The following is a 14,184-nucleotide window of genomic DNA, read 5'->3' as shown; positions in this document are numbered from 1 at the left end:
GGGGGTGTTGTGAGAGATCTTTGAGCTTAAATACATCACCATGTGTATAGAGGTGGGGGCGGGGGGGGGGGGTTTGGCCCCCCCCCCCGCCCCGTGACCCGAAGGGGTGAGGGGTCAGGCCTGCTCGGCGTCCGCGGCGGGGGTCTCGGCGGCAGCCTCGACGGCCTCGGCCTCGGCGACGGGAGCCTCGGCCTGCTCGGCGTCGGCGACCTTCTCCGTCTCGGCGGAGGTCTGGACCTCGGCGTCGTCGGCCTTCTTCTCGCCCTCGAGGAGGTCGCGCTCCCACGCGGCGAGCGGCTCGCCCGCGGCCTTGTCACCCTCGGCCTTGCCGGCACCGGAGCGGGAGATGAGGCCCTCGGCGACGGCGTCGGCGATCACTCGGGTGAGCAGGGTGACGGAGCGGATCGCGTCGTCGTTGCCCGGGATCTTGTAGTCGACCTCGTCGGGGTCGCAGTTGGTGTCGAGGATGGCGACGACCGGGATGTTGAGCTTCCGGGCCTCGCCGACCGCGATGTGCTCCTTCTTGGTGTCCACGATCCAGACGGCGCTGGGCACCTTCTGCATCTCGCGGATACCACCGAGGGTCTTCTCCAGCTTGGCCTTCTCGCGCGAGAGCACGAGAAGCTCCTTCTTGGTGAGACCGGAGGCGGCGACGTCCTCGAAGTCGATCTGCTCGAGCTCCTTGAGGCGCTGCAGACGCTTGTAGACGGTCGAGAAGTTGGTGAGCATGCCGCCCAGCCAGCGCTGGTTGACGTAGGGCATGCCGACGCGGGTGGCCTGCTCGGCGATGGCCTCCTGCGCCTGCTTCTTCGTGCCGACGAACATGACCGTGCCGCCGTGGGCGACGGTCTCCTTGACGAACTCGTAGGCGCGGTCGATGTACGACAGCGACTGGAGCAGGTCGATGATGTAGATGCCGTTGCGCTCCGTGAAGATGAAGCGCTTCATCTTCGGGTTCCAACGACGGGTCTGGTGACCGAAGTGGACGCCGCTTTCCAGCAGCTCCCGCATCGTGACGACGGCCATGGCCGTTCTCCTTGGTGTTCTCGGTTGTGCCGCGCGTGCCGGACGGCACTCGCGCCTGACGCCCGCGATGCGCCTTGCCACGAGGGACCGAGGGGCGCTGACACCGGCTTTTGATGACCGCGTGTCGGGGCGTGCGAAGTCGACCCGGTGACCCGGATCGCCACGAGAAGTGTACGGGACCCGCGAGGTGCGGGGTGACGCCGCTGTCCACAACCGCCCGGTGGTCCACAGATCCCGGCCAAGATCCGCCGGATACGGGACCGTTCTCGCATGCGAGCGAAACGAAGTGTGCGTACGTGGCTGAAGTTGCTGTCGGGAATCATGGTGGCCGCGACAGCGCTGACGGTGCCCGCCGGGCCGACGGGGCGGGCCGTGCCTGCCGGGTCGGCGGTGCGGGCCGCGGTCATCCTTGCCACCGCGACGCCCCCGTCCCCGTCCCCATCCCCGTCCCCGTCCCGGACGAGCGGCCCCGAGCCTCCGGCCCCCGGGCAGCCACCGGGCGCCGACACCAAGGTCCGGGCGATTGCCCGCCTCTGGCCGGTGGGCACGCGACCCCCGGTCCTGCGGGCCTGGCAGCCCCCGGCGACGCCCTACGGCCGCGGCCACCGGGGCGTGGACCTCGCGGCGACCCAGGGCGCACCGGTCCGGTCCGTCGCCCCGGGCCGGGTCTCCTTCGCCGGCCGCGTCGCGGGCCACGGCGCGGTCTCCGTCGAACTGGCGGGCACCGGCGACCCACCCCTGCGCACCACCTTCACCCCGGTACGGGCCACGGTGAAAAAGGGCGACGAGGTCACCGCGGGCGAAGTCCTGGGCACGCTCGAACCGGACGACTCGCACTGCCCCACGAGCTGCCTCCACTGGGGCCTGCTGAGGGACCGGACCTACCTCGACCCGCTCTCCCTGCTCCCCCCATGGCTGCTGCACCACGCGCCGTCCCGGCTCCTGCCGGTACCGACAGCACGCAGACAAGCAGCAGGCAGACAACCGTGACCGCCCCAGCCACAGGCACCAGCGCCGTCCGGACGGCGCTGCCGGGCCCGTGACACCTGGGCGGGGCAGGGGCGCGCGGGTGGGGGGTGCGGCAGGGCGCGCGGCGTGCGCGGGTGGGTGGGCGTTAGGGGTGGGTGAGTGGGTCAGGCGCCGGGGGCGGGGGCGAGCCGGCGCGCCAGTGTGCGGCGGGGTGGGGGCGGAGGGAGGGGTGGGGCGGGGGGGGAGGGAGGGGCCGGGGATCAGCCGCGCACGCCCCGCAGGGCCATCGTGACAGCCGCGTCCGTGATCGCCTCGGGGTCCTCGGCCGCCCCCAGCTCGATCCGGCGCACGGCCGCGTCGACGACGCCTTGCAGCAGCATCGCGGCCAGCCGGGGTTCGGCGTGGCCCATGTCCCGGAGCGCCTCCGCGATCATCGTGACGAGGCCGCCGTGCGCCGCGCGGATCTTCTCGCGGGCGCCGGCGTCGAGTTCGCTCGCGGAGATGGCCACAACGGCGCGGTGCCGCCGGTCCCCGACCAGCGCCAGCTGCTGCCGGACGTAGGCCTCGACCTTGCCCTCGGGCCCGTCGGCGGCGGCCATCACCGCCTCGACCTCGGCCGCCCACACGGGGAAGTCGACCTCGCACAGCTCTTCGACCACGGCGGCGCGGGACCGGAAGTACTCGTAGACGGACGACCGCGCCAGGCCCGTCCGCTCGGCGAGGGCGGGGAAGGTCAGTGCTTCCGTCCCGCCCTCGGACAGCAGGGACCGGGCCGCGTCCAGCAGGGCGGCTCGCTGCATCGACCGGTGCTCGGCCACGGAGGCCGCTCGAATCCTTGGCACGCCCTCCACTTTACGGACGGACCGCGGATGGCGGCAGCCACTCCCACCACCTGGAGGAATCGCGACCCTGATGACGAAGGGACGATTCAGCACCGCACCGCGCTCCGGATCAGCGGCCGAAACTCGCCAGCTTCGCGCGCAGCTGGAGCACCGACTTGGTGTGGATCTGGCTCACCCGGCTCTCGGTCACGCCCAGGACGTTCCCGATCTCCGCGAGTGTGAGGCCTTCGTAGTAGTAGAGCGTGACCACGGTCTTCTCCCGGTCGGGCAGGGTGTTGATCGCCCGCGCCAGGAACCTGCGCAGTTCGCGGTCCTCAGCCACCTCGACCGGGTTGTCGGCCGCGGTGTCCTCCAGCGTGTCCATGAGGCTCAGGCGGTCGCCGCCCTCGCCGCCGACGTGCAGCAGCTCCTCCAGGGCCACCACGTTGGCCAGTGACAACTGGCTGAAGACGGCGTGCAGGTCCTCCACCGCAATGCCCATCTCGGTGGCCACCTCGCCCTCCGACGGCGTGCGTCTGAGCCGGGCCTCCAGCGTCGCGTACGCCCGCTCCACGTTGCGCGCCTTCTGCCGGACCGAGCGCGGGATCCAGTCCAGCGCGCGCAACTCGTCGATCATCGCGCCCCGGATGCGCGTGATCGCGTACGTCTCGAACTTGATCTCCCGTTCGATGTCGAACTTCTCGATCGCGTCGATCAGCCCGAACACCCCGGAGGAGACGAAGTCCGCCTGCTCCACATTGGCCGGCAGTCCCACGCTGACCCGTCCCGCGACGTACTTGACCAGGGGTGAGTAGTGCAGGATCAGCTGCTCGCGCAACCGCTCGTCACCCGTCGTCTTGTACGACCGCCACAGCTCGTCGAGCGTCGAGGGAGCGGGCGGCCGCCTGCTACCGCCGTCGCGGGCGGCTGGGGGGATCGCCGCCCGATCGGACCCGGAGGTGTGCTGGGGCATTCGTCGCCTTGTGCCGTTCTGCCGTGAACTGGGGGTGCCTGGGTGAGGTGTCGCTCTGATGCCGAGTTGCCTGTCTGCGTCGGAACCCACGTGAGCGTAGCGTGACTGAGCTGTCGCAGTGCGCGAAGGGCTGGGGGCGGGCCGTGCGCAGATACGTTCCGCTCGGGGTTCGTCCCGGTAGCCCTCGTCGCCGTCCGTGACCGTTCCCGGGCGCCAACTGCGGGTATTGCCAAGGGTGTCGACGTTCGCCCGGACGGCCGAACACGCTCGGTCAGCACCCGTGGTGACCGTCGCGGACCGAGATCATCACCTGGCGTGTCAACTTCCAGCCGTCGCCGTGTCGTTCGACGAACCCCAGCGAGCGGAGTTCGTACAGTCTCCCGACCGCGTCGTCCGTCGTGGTGCCCGCCCCGCGCGCGACCTCCTCGGCCCTCGCCGGTCCGCGCGCCGGGACCGCGGCGAGCACTCGTCCGGCGCCCGGGTCCAGCAGGTCCCGCGGCAGCACGGGGCCTCGCCGGTCCGGGGCCAGCTCGCCCATGTCACCGACCAGTTCCGCGACTTCCGCGGCGTCGCTGACCAGCACCGCCTCTCCGCGCAGCAGTTCATGCACGCCGGCCGACAATCCGCTGGTGACGGGGCCGGGCACGCCCATCGCGAACCTGCCCAGCCGTTGCGCGGCGCGCGCCGTGACCAGCGCGCCGCTGCGATAGGCGGCCTCGACGACCACGGTCCCCCGGGTGAGCGCCGCGATGACCCGGTTGCGCAGGATGAACCTGCTCGGCGTGGGATGCTCTCCCGGCGGCAACTCCCCCACGACCAGGCCCTGTTCCGCGATCCTGGTGATCAACTCGGTGTGTCCGCGGGGATAGGGCCGGTCGACTCCGCAGGCCAGCACGGCGACGGTGGCACCGCCCGCCGCGAGGGTGCCCCGGTGCGCGGCGCCGTCCACGCCGTAGGCGCCGCCCGACACCACCACCCAGCCACGCTCGGCCAGTCCGGCGCCGAGGGTGGCCGCCATGTGGGCGCCGTACTCCGTGCAGGCCCGTGCGCCGACGAGGGCGACGGACCGCAGTGCCCACATGCGCAGGCTGGGGCCTCCGCGCACCCAGAGTCCGGTGGGACGGCCGTCCCCGAGATCGTCGAGCTGTGCGGGCCATTCGGAGTCCCCTGGGCACACGAACCGGATCCCGGCGGCACGGGCCGCCGCGAGGTCCCGCTCCGGGTCGGCACGCTCGGCCCGCGCACGCAGTCCCGCCCATCTCCGGTCCGTCACCCCTCGCGGCCGCTCCCCGCCGTCCAGAAGCCCCCGGACGGCGCGCTCCGCCCCGACCTCGCGGATCCAGCGTCCGCAGGCCTCGTCGCCCGGTTCGGCGACGCGGGCGAGGAAGGCGCGGTGTCTGCGCTCGTCCGCACGGTCGGGGTCCTGGCGGTGCGCGCCTGCCCGGTGGACGTCCTCCCGTCGCCTGTCCTCTCGACGCGTGCCCGCCGGGCGTCCGTCTTCCCAGCGTCCGTCTTCTCGACGACCGTCCTCCGGACGCCCGTCTTCCCCGCTCGCGCCCTCCCGGCGTCCGTCAACCCGACGACCGTCCTCCCGACGCCCGCCTTCCCCGCTCGCGCCCTCCCGGCGTCCGTCAACCCGACGACCGTCCTCCCGACGCCCGCCTTCCCCGCTCGCACCCTCCCGGGGTGCGTCACCCCCGGGTGCGCTCTCCCCGGGTGCGCCTTCGTGCTTCATCACGGCGCACCGATCGCCATCGGCACCCCGCGCGGCACCCCGGTGCGCAGTTGCAGCGCGAGGGCGACATCCGTCGCGTCGGGACGGTCGTGCCCCACGAGGTCCGCGACGGTCCAGGCGACGCGCAGCACCCGGTCGAGGCCCCGCGCGCTGAGCACGCCCCGCTCCAGGCTCCGCTCCGCCTCGTCCAGTGCGCCCGGCGACGCGTGCCACCGGCTGCGCAGCTCGCGTCCCGGCACTTCGCTGTTCGTCCGCCAGGGGGTGCCTGCCAGCCGCGCCGCGGCCCGCTCCCTGGCCGCCTGTACGCGGCCGGCGACGGTCTGCGTGGATTCTCCGCGTGCCCCGCGTCCGGTCAGCTCGGCGCGGGTGACCCGGTCCACCTCGACGCGGAGATCGACCCGGTCGAGCAGCGGGCCGGAGAGTCTGGCCTGATAGCGCCGGATCGCGGAGGGTGGGCAGTCGCACAGGTCGTCCCGCTGGGAGAAGCGGCCGCAGGGGCAGGGGTTCGCCGCGAGCACCATCAGAAACCGTGCGGGGAACCGCACCACTCCCGCGCTGCGTGCGATCACCACGTGCCCGGCCTCCAGGGGCTGGCGCAGCGCGTCGAGGGCCTGGCCGCTGAATTCCGGGGTCTCGTCGAGGAAGAGCACCCCTCGGTGGGCGAGCGACACCGCGCCGGGTCGCGCGATTCCCTGGCCTCCTCCGACGAGGGACTGCATGGTCGCCGAGTGGTGGGGCGCGCAGTACGGGGCGACGTCGACCAGGGGTTTGCCCGGTGGCAGCAGGCCGGCGACCGAGTGGACGGCCGTGACCTCCAGGGATTCGCCTCTGGTGAGCCGGGGCAGGACGGCGGGCAGTCGCTCGGCGAGCATCGTCTTGCCGGCTCCTGGCGGGCCCTCCAGGAAGAGGTGGTGTCCGCCTGCCGCGGCGACCTCGACGGCGGTGCGCGCGGAGCGCTGGCCGACGACGTCGGCGAGGTCGTGGCCGTGGTCGTGCGGGGTGCCGTGCATGCCGGTGGCGGCGCCGGTGCCGGGCATGCGCAGGCCGGCCATCAGTGGACCTGGCCGGCCCACTTCGTCGGGGTCCTCCTCGGGGACCGGTTCGTCGGTGAGCACGGCGATGAGCTGCCCAAGGCTGCGCACGCCGAGCACGGAGATCCCCGGCACCAGTGTGGCCTCGGCCGCCGCGCACTCGGGCACGACCACCTGCTCGTACCCGGCGTCCGCCGCGGCGAGGACCGCGGGCAGCACTCCCCGTACCGGGCGGACCCGCCCGTCGAGTCCCAGTTCGCCGATCATCACGATGTCGGAGAGCACCCGGGGATCGATCCGCTCCGCGGCGCCCAGCACCGCGCAGGCGACGGCGAGGTCGAACCCGCTGCCGCCCTTGGGCACCGAGGCGGGGCTCAGGCCCACGGTGAGCTTCTTCTGGGGCCACACCGCGCCGGAGTTCACCACTGCGGCGCGGACCCGGTCCCTGCTCTCCGAGAGGCTCTTGTCGGGGAGGCCGACCAGGGTGAAGGCAGCGACGCCCGGTTCGAGGTCCGCCTGGACCTCGACCACGACGCCCTCGACGCCGACCAGGGCGACCGAGCACGTACGCGCGAATCCCATCAGGCCACCCCCCGCGCGTGCTCGACCACGGGTGCGCCGCGGTCGGGGAGGAGGACGCCGATGAGGTCGATGCGGACACCGCCGGGCGGGGCCCCGCCGTGTTCCTGGAGCCAGCGCTCCGCCAGTCCGCGCAGGCGTCGCGTCTTGGCGGGGGTGACGGCTGCCATCGGGTGCTCGAAGGACCCCGACCTGCGTGTCTTGACCTCGCAGACGACGAGCGCGTCGCCGTCCCGGGCCACGATGTCGATCTCACCGGTCCTGCCGGAGCGCCAGTTGCGCGCCAGGACGGTCATTCCGGTCTCGGTCAGCCGCCGTGCGGCCAGGTCCTCGCCGTACTTGCCGAGTGCGTTGCGTGCCTTGGACGTCTTCATGTCGGCACCACCTCCGGCGCCAACACTGCGGCCGTCCCCGCCCGCTGTTGGATCTTGGTGGACAGGCGGCCGACTGGGGACAACTCACTCACCCTCACGAGTGATCATCGCCCGTCAGCGGCCGCCGGTCGCACTCACGCGGTCATCGGGTCCACCGGGGTGATCAACCGCCGGGCAGCTCCAGATCGCTCTTGTTCAGCTCCTCGATGTTCACGTCCTTGAATGTGAGCACCCGCACCTGTTTCACGAAGCGCGCGGGCCGGTACATGTCCCACACCCAGGCGTCCGCCATGGACACCTCGAAGAAAACCTCACCCTGGACCGAGTGCACCTGCATCTCGTAGTCGTTGGTGAGGTAGAAGCGCCGTTCGGTCTCGATCACGTATTTGAACAGACCGACGACATCGCGGTACTCCCGATAGAGCTTCAGCTCCATCTCGGTCTCGTACTTCTCGAGGTCCTCGGCGCTCATGGCATGTTCCCCTTCAGCCGTGCGTCCCCCTATTGTGCGCCAGCCTCGCGAGCCCCTAGACGATTTCGGTGTCGAGGACCTCGGGCCTGGCCGGGGGACCCTCGTCGAGCAGCCTCCGCAGCAGCTCGGCGAGCCTGGTCGGATACACCGTCTCATGTGCCTCGGTCAGTTCCTGGCACGTCCACCAGCGCGCTCCGGCGACACTTCGCCGTTCCAGCTCCGTCAGCCCGGCGGCGACGGTTCCCGTCTGCGTCGTACGGGCGAGGAAATACCATTCGTCCTGGTCCCAGCGGCGTCCCGCGAAGGGGAACGAGCATCTGCGCCGCCACAGCACCGGTCCCAGTTCGACCTGGGTGATGCCGGTCTCCTCCACGAGTTCCCGCAGCGCGGCCTCCTCGCGGGTCTCGTCGCCCTCCAGGCCGCCGCCGGGCGTGAACCACCAGTCGTCCGCGGGGTCGTCCGGCTCGTGACCGTGCAGCAGCAGAATGCGCTCCTGCGCGTCGAGGAGCACCACTCTGGCGACTTTCCGCAGTCCGCCCTCGTACGACTCCGGGTCCACGTCCACACCCGGGTCCAAATCCGCGCCCGGGTCCAGGTCCGGGATTCGCTGCGCCGGCGCCGACGACGGCCCGGTGGACGCCTCGGACGGTGCCCCGGAGGGACTGGCGGCCCGTGCGGGCCGCCCCGGCCTCCCGGTCGGCTCAGCCGACACCGACCGGCTCCGTCCGGCCCCGTCCACGGCGCCGTCCCAGCAGCTTGGCGAACGGGCCGTACGCCGCCCCGCTCAGTACGAGCACCGCGCCCGCCACCACGGCGGTCAGGACCAGCCGCAGCGGACCCGGTGTCGAGATCCCGCCGAGTGTCTCGAAGCCCGTGGGGCGCTCCAGCATGCCCTTCATGGGCCAGGCGATGGCGTCGACGCGGCCCTTCACCGCGGCGCGCGACACCGTGCCGCTGAAGGCCTCGGTGAGGTGCGCCGTCGAGTCCAGTGAGCCGCTGCGCTCGTCACCGAGCAGGAAGAGCCGTCCTTCGGGCACCTCGACGGTCGGGATCTGCTTCGACTCGGCGGCCTGGCCCGCGGGGAGATACGGTTCGTCGATCTTCTTGTCGTTGACGGTCAGCTTGCCGTTCGTGCAGCAGGCGACGGTGTCACCGCCGACCGCGACGACCCGCTTGACGATCAGCATGTCGCCCCAGCTCTTCTGCTTGAAGACGATGACGTCGCCGCGCTTGACGTCCTTGCCGTCTATCCGCTCCGCCAGGATGCGGTCGCCCACCTTGATGGTCGGCACCATCGACTCGGTCGGCACCGTGTACGGCTGATAGACGACCGCGCCCCAGGCGAAGCCACCGAGGAAGAGCACACAGCCGAGGGCCACGGCCAGTCCCGACAGCACGCTGCCGAGCCGTCCGTGGCCCTCGTCCGTACGTTCTGACGTCCTGCTCATCCCAGTGCTCCCCCGACTCGGAGAATCGACCCCGCGGTCCTGGGTACGGGCCGCGGAAGATCGGCGATCTGGGACGGCACCCTACCCGGCGGTACCCCGCCCAGAAACCCTGGGGTTTCCGGCGGTAAGGCGACGCCTGCGCCACAGCACCAGCGGCACCGCGCCGGCCAGGCCCAGGGCGCCCGGGGCGGCCGCGCTGAGGTTCTGGTCGAAGGTGTCGGGGATCGGCAGCGTGTTCCAGCGGGTGGGCGGCCAGGCGATCACGATGGCGCGTCCCACGACGTTGCCTACGGGCACGAAGCCCTGGTACTTGTCCTGCTGGTGGTAGCGGGAGTCCAGCGAGTTCTGCCGGTGGTCGCCCATGACCCAGATTTTGCCCGGCGGAACCGTCACCTTGAACTGGCCGCCCTGGTCGTCGACGCTGCACGGCGTGTTCCCGGCGTACACGTACGTCTCGTTGAGCGCCTTGCCGTTGACCGTCAGCGGGCCCGAGTTCTCGCACTCGATCGTGTCACCGGCGACGCCGATGACCCGCTTGATGAGGTCCTTCTCGTCCGCGGACGGCATCAGGCCGATCTTGCTGAGGACCTGCTGCACGGCGTTCGGGTTGGGCGTCGGCTCACCCGCCAGCCAGTTGTCGGGGTCGTGGAAGACGACGACCTCGCCACGTGAGGGCTCCGAGCCGAACCACGGCGTGAGCTTGTCCACCAGCACACGGTCGCCCTGCTGGAGGGTGTTCTGCATCGAGTCCGAGGGGATCGAGAACGCCTGCACCAGGAAGGTCTTGATCAGCAGCGCGAGGACCAGTGCGATACCGATGAGGAGCGGCAGTTCCTTCCAGAAGGAACGCGGATTCTTGGGCTTCTCGTCCTGCTCGCCGTGCTCCTTCGTACCGCCGCCGTCCCCGGATTCACTCCCGGTGGCGACGACCTCGTTCGTGGCCGGGGTGGCCGATCCGTCGGTTCGCTCCGGTTGTTCCTCGGGGCCATCGTGTCCGGATCGTGCGCCGACCGCCAAATCCCCCACATCCACTCCTCACTCCGTGCCGCCGCCTGCCCCGGATCCGGCGCAGGCCCACCACTCCCATAACGAGCGGGAGTTCCGCAGGGCTCGGGAGCGGGATCAATCCATTGAGATCCGCGGACGCCACCCTATGCGACGGTCCCATGGCCGTGGCCGACCCGCTCGGCACCGACGCGTACGTGTCCGGCTCCTTCAGGCGGGTCCAGTGCCCGAAAGGCCACGCGATGACCATGGCTCTGCCGACGACGGACTTCTCGGAGACGGTACCGCCGTACTTCTCCTTCCGGTGGTACCTGGAGTCGGCCGAGTTGGCGCGGTGGTCGCCCATGACCCAGAGGCGCCCCTTGGGGACGGTCTCCTCGAAGGGGAAGTCCGACGGCTTGTTGTCGGCGTGGATGTACGGCTCGTCGAGCGGCATCCCGTTGACCGTCACGCGTCCCTGCGTGTCGCAGCACTTGACGGTGTCGCCGCCGACCGCGACGACCCTCTTGATGAGGTCCTTGTCGTTGTCGGAGGGCAGCAGACCGATCTGGGTCAGTCCCTCCTTGACCTGCTTGATGACGACGGGGTCGTTCTTCTTGGTGGTCTTCTCCCCCTCGAGCCAGTCCCCGGGGTCCTTGAAGACGACGACGTCACCGCGCTGCGGCTTGGAGCCGAACCATGGCGTGAACTTGTCCACGAGCACCCGGTCGCCGATCTGGATCGTGCTCTCCATGGAGCCCGACGGGATGACGAAGGCCTGGACGAGGAAGGTCTTGAGGACCAGGGCTATGAGCACCGCGACGCCGACGAGGAGCGGGATCTCCTTGACCGCGGAGCGGCGGCGTCGTCGCTTCACCTTGCGCTGGAGCTTGCGGCGCTCGGCGCGGCCGGGGCGTACCGCGCCGCCGGAGGCGCGCCGGGTCCCGGTGGGCAGCAGGTTGTCGGCCGCGCTCTCGGAGACTCCGCGCGGTCTTCCGCGGTTACCCATGGGCACCGTCCGCGGCCGGTACGCGCGCGTAGGCGCCGGGGCGACGGAGCCGGGCCCAGTCGGCCGAGGGCCAGGCGATCCAGTCGGCGCGGCCGATGACGTCGCCGACGGGGATCATGCCGCCTCCGGGGGACCCCAGGTGGTCCCGTGAGTCGCTGGAGTCGCTGCGGTGGTCTCCCAGGAGGAACAGGCTGCCGGCGGGCACCACGACGTCGAAGGGCACCTCCGACGGGGCGTCCCCGGGATAGAGAAACGTCGACTCGTCGACCGAACGGCCGTTCACCTCGAGTCTCCCCTCCTTGTCGCAGCAGACCACGTGGTCTCCCCCCACACCGACGACGCGTTTGACGTAGTCGGCGTTCCCGAAGTAGCCGGTGCCGTCGAACACGACGATGTCTCCCCGCTGCGGCTCGGCACCGAAACGGTACGCCAACTTATTTACGAGAACGCGGTCCCCGATCCTCAATCCGTGCTCCATCGAGCTGCTGGGAATCTCGAAGGGCTGCATGACGAAGTTGCTGAAACCCACCAGGAACACCAGGCAGACCAGCACGGTCAGGGTGATCCGGCCGCCGGGGAGCCACTCCGCGACCCGGTCCAGCAACGCGGAACGCGACCGGCCCTCCGGCCCCTGGGTGTCCGAGATCTTCTCGGACCCGGCGGGGTGGGAGGAGCGGTCGCGCTCCGTGTGCTGTGCTTCGGTGTTCATCGGAGCCAGATGTTATCCGGCGTCCGTATGAGCCTCCGGGCGAGCTCAGTTGTCGCGCTTCTCCTTGATCTTCGCGGCCTTGCCGCGCAGGTCACGGAGGTAGTACAGCTTCGCGCGACGCACGTCACCGCGGGTGACGAGCTCGATCTTCTCGACGATCGGGGTGTGCACCGGGAAGGTGCGCTCGACGCCGACCGAGAAGGAGACCTTGCGGACCGTGAAGGTCTCGCGGACACCGGCGCCCTGGCGACGGATGACCACGCCCTTGAACTGCTGCACACGGGAGCGGTTGCCCTCGATGACGCGCACGTGGACGTTGACGGTGTCACCCGGGCGGAAGGCCGGGATGTCGGTGCGCAGCGACGCGCTGTCGACGGAGTCGAGCAGGTGAGACATTGAGGTCTGCTTTCTTCGCTGATGCCACAGGTCATCAACGGGAGAAGGGTTTTCAGGAGTGCTGCCGCGTCGGGGCGGGCGTCGTGTCCCCCTGTGGCAGGGGCGCGCGCCGGACGACGTAGAGCAGCGGCCTATTCTTCCACGGCCTCGGGCCTGCGCCAAAATCGGCCGTCGGGATCCGGCTGCCACCCCAGGATCGAGAGCATTTCGCGGTCCTTCTTGTCGAAGAGGGACGCCTCGCAGCGCTCGATGAGGTCGGGGCGGTTGGCCGCCGTACGGCGCAGGGCCTCGTCGCGGCGCCAGCGGGCGATCTTGCCGTGGTGGCCGCTGAGCAGCACCTCGGGGATCTCCCGGCCGCGCCACTCGGGGGGCTTGGTGTAGACGGGCCCCTCCAGGAGGTTGGCCATGGCGCCGGGGGCGAAGGAGTCGTCCCGGTGGGACTCGGCGTTGCCCAGGACGCCCGGCAGCAGGCGGGCCACGGCCTCCGTGACGACGAGGACGGCCGCCTCGCCGCCGGCGAGCACGTAGTCACCGATGGACACCTCGTGGACCGGCATGCGGGTGGCGTACTCGTCGATGACGCGGCGGTCGATGCCCTCGTAGCGGGCGGGCGTGAAGACCAGCCAGGGGCGCTCGGACAGTTCGACGGCGAGTTCCTGGGTGAAGGGGCGTCCGCTGGGCGTGGGCACGACGAGGACGGGTCCGTGGGAGCCCGTCTCGTAGCCGTCGGCCAGCACGGAGTCCAGGGCCTCGCCCCAGGGGTCGGTCTTCATGACCATGCCGGGGCCGCCGCCGTACGGGGTGTCGTCGACCGTGTTGTGGCGGTCGTACGTCCACTCCCGAAGGTCGTGCACGTGCACGTTGAGCTGTCCGCGCGCGCGTGCCTTGCCGACGAGCGAGACGTTCAGGGGGTCCAGGTACTCCGGGAAGATCGTGACGACGTCCAGCCGCATTACGCCTCTTCCTCGGTGGAGTCCCGGGAGGACGCGACCTCGGCGCGGTCGTCGATCAGGCCCGGCGGCGGGTCGATGACGGCCCGCTGCTCGTCCAGGTCGATCTCGACGACGATCTCCTCGACGAAGGGGATCAGGACCTCGGTGCCGTCCGGCCGCTCGACCACGAACAGGTCCTGTGACGGCAGGTGCGAGATCTCGGTGATCCGTCCGACCTCGCCGCCGTCCTTGGTGACCACGTCCAGGTCCATCAGCTGGTGGTCGTAGTACTCGTCCGGGTCCTCGGGCTGCTCGTCCGGGTCGACGTCGGCGATGAGCAGGGTGTTGCGCAGCGCCTCGGCGGCGTTGCGGTCGCGTACGCCCTCGAATCGGAGCAGCAGACGGCCGCTGTGCACGCGGCCCGTCTCGATGGTCAGCGGACCGGTGGAGGCGGGGTCGGTGGCCAGGACGGCACCCGGGGCGAGTCTGAGCTCCGGCTCGTCGGTACGTACCTCGACGGTGACCTCGCCCTTGATGCCGTGGGCGCGGCCGACGCGAGCGACTACCAGCTGCACTGTGCTTGATCTCCTGTCGGTGTGCCTGCGGCGTTGCTTCGCAGACGACTACGGGCCGGCGGCGGCCCCGAGGGCCGCCCCGCCCCCGCGCGGGGCGCGCGCGAAAGGCACCGGCCCAGGGCCCCACTCCCCCGGGGGGCCCGGGCACCCC

16 protein-coding genes are annotated in these 14,184 nt (G+C 71.1%); 1 reads left to right on the top strand and 15 read right to left on the bottom strand.

Annotated features, from left to right (window positions below):
- Positions 1-114: 114 nt before the first annotated feature.
- Complete coding sequence (gene rpsB, locus ACFV2J_RS22265) at positions 115-1,026, bottom strand: 30S ribosomal protein S2 (protein ID WP_356802002.1); 912 nt, start codon at positions 1,024-1,026, stop codon at positions 115-117.
- A 390-nt stretch (positions 1,027-1,416) separates the two neighbouring features.
- Between rpsB and ACFV2J_RS22260 the strand changes: the two genes are divergently transcribed.
- A complete protein-coding gene (locus ACFV2J_RS22260; RefSeq protein WP_385088854.1) occupies positions 1,417-2,016 on the top strand; it encodes a peptidoglycan DD-metalloendopeptidase family protein in 600 nt (199 codons plus the stop codon).
- A gap of 239 nt (positions 2,017-2,255) precedes the next feature.
- Here the strand turns inward: ACFV2J_RS22260 and ACFV2J_RS22255 are convergent, their stop codons facing one another.
- The 14 genes from ACFV2J_RS22255 to rimM all read right to left on the bottom strand — a co-directional run bounded on the left by ACFV2J_RS22255 (position 2,256) and on the right by rimM (position 14,033).
- Complete coding sequence (locus ACFV2J_RS22255) at positions 2,256-2,813, bottom strand: TetR/AcrR family transcriptional regulator (protein ID WP_385088852.1); 558 nt, start codon at positions 2,811-2,813, stop codon at positions 2,256-2,258.
- A gap of 133 nt (positions 2,814-2,946) precedes the next feature.
- On the bottom strand, positions 2,947-3,789 hold the full coding sequence (gene whiG / locus ACFV2J_RS22250) for an RNA polymerase sigma factor WhiG (protein ID WP_385088850.1): 843 nt from the start codon (positions 3,787-3,789) through the stop codon (positions 2,947-2,949).
- Between the two features lie 271 nt (positions 3,790-4,060).
- Positions 4,061-5,524: a DNA-processing protein DprA gene (dprA, locus tag ACFV2J_RS22245; protein WP_385440164.1), complete on the bottom strand. Its 1,464-nt coding sequence runs from the start codon at positions 5,522-5,524 to the stop codon at positions 4,061-4,063.
- Entirely contained in the window at positions 5,524-7,137 is a 1,614-nt protein-coding gene (locus ACFV2J_RS22240; protein WP_385088846.1) for a YifB family Mg chelatase-like AAA ATPase, read from the bottom strand. Before ACFV2J_RS22240 ends, dprA begins: the two co-directional genes overlap by 1 nt.
- Positions 7,137-7,508 carry a YraN family protein gene (locus ACFV2J_RS22235; protein WP_385088844.1) on the bottom strand — a complete coding sequence of 124 codons (372 nt, stop codon included), beginning with the start codon at positions 7,506-7,508 and terminating at the stop codon, positions 7,137-7,139. Before ACFV2J_RS22235 ends, ACFV2J_RS22240 begins: the two co-directional genes overlap by 1 nt.
- Before the next feature lie 163 nt (positions 7,509-7,671).
- Positions 7,672-7,980 carry a DUF2469 domain-containing protein gene (locus tag ACFV2J_RS22230; protein ID WP_003965949.1) on the bottom strand — a complete coding sequence of 103 codons (309 nt, stop codon included), beginning with the start codon at positions 7,978-7,980 and terminating at the stop codon, positions 7,672-7,674.
- A gap of 55 nt (positions 7,981-8,035) precedes the next feature.
- The gene (locus ACFV2J_RS22225) at positions 8,036-8,545 is read right to left on the bottom strand and encodes an NUDIX hydrolase (RefSeq protein WP_385088842.1); all 510 of its coding nucleotides are present in this window, start codon (positions 8,543-8,545) and stop codon (positions 8,036-8,038) included.
- A gap of 136 nt (positions 8,546-8,681) precedes the next feature.
- Positions 8,682-9,428, bottom strand: coding sequence for a signal peptidase I (gene lepB / locus ACFV2J_RS22220; RefSeq protein WP_385088840.1), 747 nt, complete (start codon positions 9,426-9,428; stop codon positions 8,682-8,684).
- A gap of 81 nt (positions 9,429-9,509) precedes the next feature.
- Entirely contained in the window at positions 9,510-10,454 is a 945-nt protein-coding gene (gene lepB, locus ACFV2J_RS22215) for a signal peptidase I (protein ID WP_385088838.1), read from the bottom strand.
- Positions 10,339-11,421 carry a signal peptidase I gene (gene lepB / locus ACFV2J_RS22210; protein ID WP_385088836.1) on the bottom strand — a complete coding sequence of 361 codons (1,083 nt, stop codon included), beginning with the start codon at positions 11,419-11,421 and terminating at the stop codon, positions 10,339-10,341. Before lepB (ACFV2J_RS22210) ends, lepB (ACFV2J_RS22215) begins: the two co-directional genes overlap by 116 nt.
- Positions 11,414-12,130: a signal peptidase I gene (gene lepB, locus ACFV2J_RS22205; RefSeq protein ID WP_385088834.1), complete on the bottom strand. Its 717-nt coding sequence runs from the start codon at positions 12,128-12,130 to the stop codon at positions 11,414-11,416. Before lepB (ACFV2J_RS22205) ends, lepB (ACFV2J_RS22210) begins: the two co-directional genes overlap by 8 nt.
- A 45-nt stretch (positions 12,131-12,175) precedes the next feature.
- The gene (rplS, locus tag ACFV2J_RS22200; RefSeq protein ID WP_037741626.1) at positions 12,176-12,526 is read right to left on the bottom strand and encodes a 50S ribosomal protein L19; all 351 of its coding nucleotides are present in this window, start codon (positions 12,524-12,526) and stop codon (positions 12,176-12,178) included.
- A 131-nt stretch (positions 12,527-12,657) separates the two neighbouring features.
- A complete protein-coding gene (gene trmD / locus ACFV2J_RS22195; RefSeq protein WP_385088833.1) occupies positions 12,658-13,479 on the bottom strand; it encodes a tRNA (guanosine(37)-N1)-methyltransferase TrmD in 822 nt (273 codons plus the stop codon).
- On the bottom strand, positions 13,479-14,033 hold the full coding sequence (gene rimM / locus ACFV2J_RS22190) for a ribosome maturation factor RimM (protein ID WP_385088831.1): 555 nt from the start codon (positions 14,031-14,033) through the stop codon (positions 13,479-13,481). Before rimM ends, trmD begins: the two co-directional genes overlap by 1 nt.
- Between the last annotated feature and the right edge of the window lie 151 nt (positions 14,034-14,184).

The sequence above is a fragment of the Streptomyces sp. NPDC059668 genome (genome assembly GCF_042734135.1).
Taxonomy (GTDB): domain Bacteria; phylum Actinomycetota; class Actinomycetes; order Streptomycetales; family Streptomycetaceae; genus Streptomyces.
This window is presented reverse-complemented; position numbering and strand designations above follow the sequence as displayed.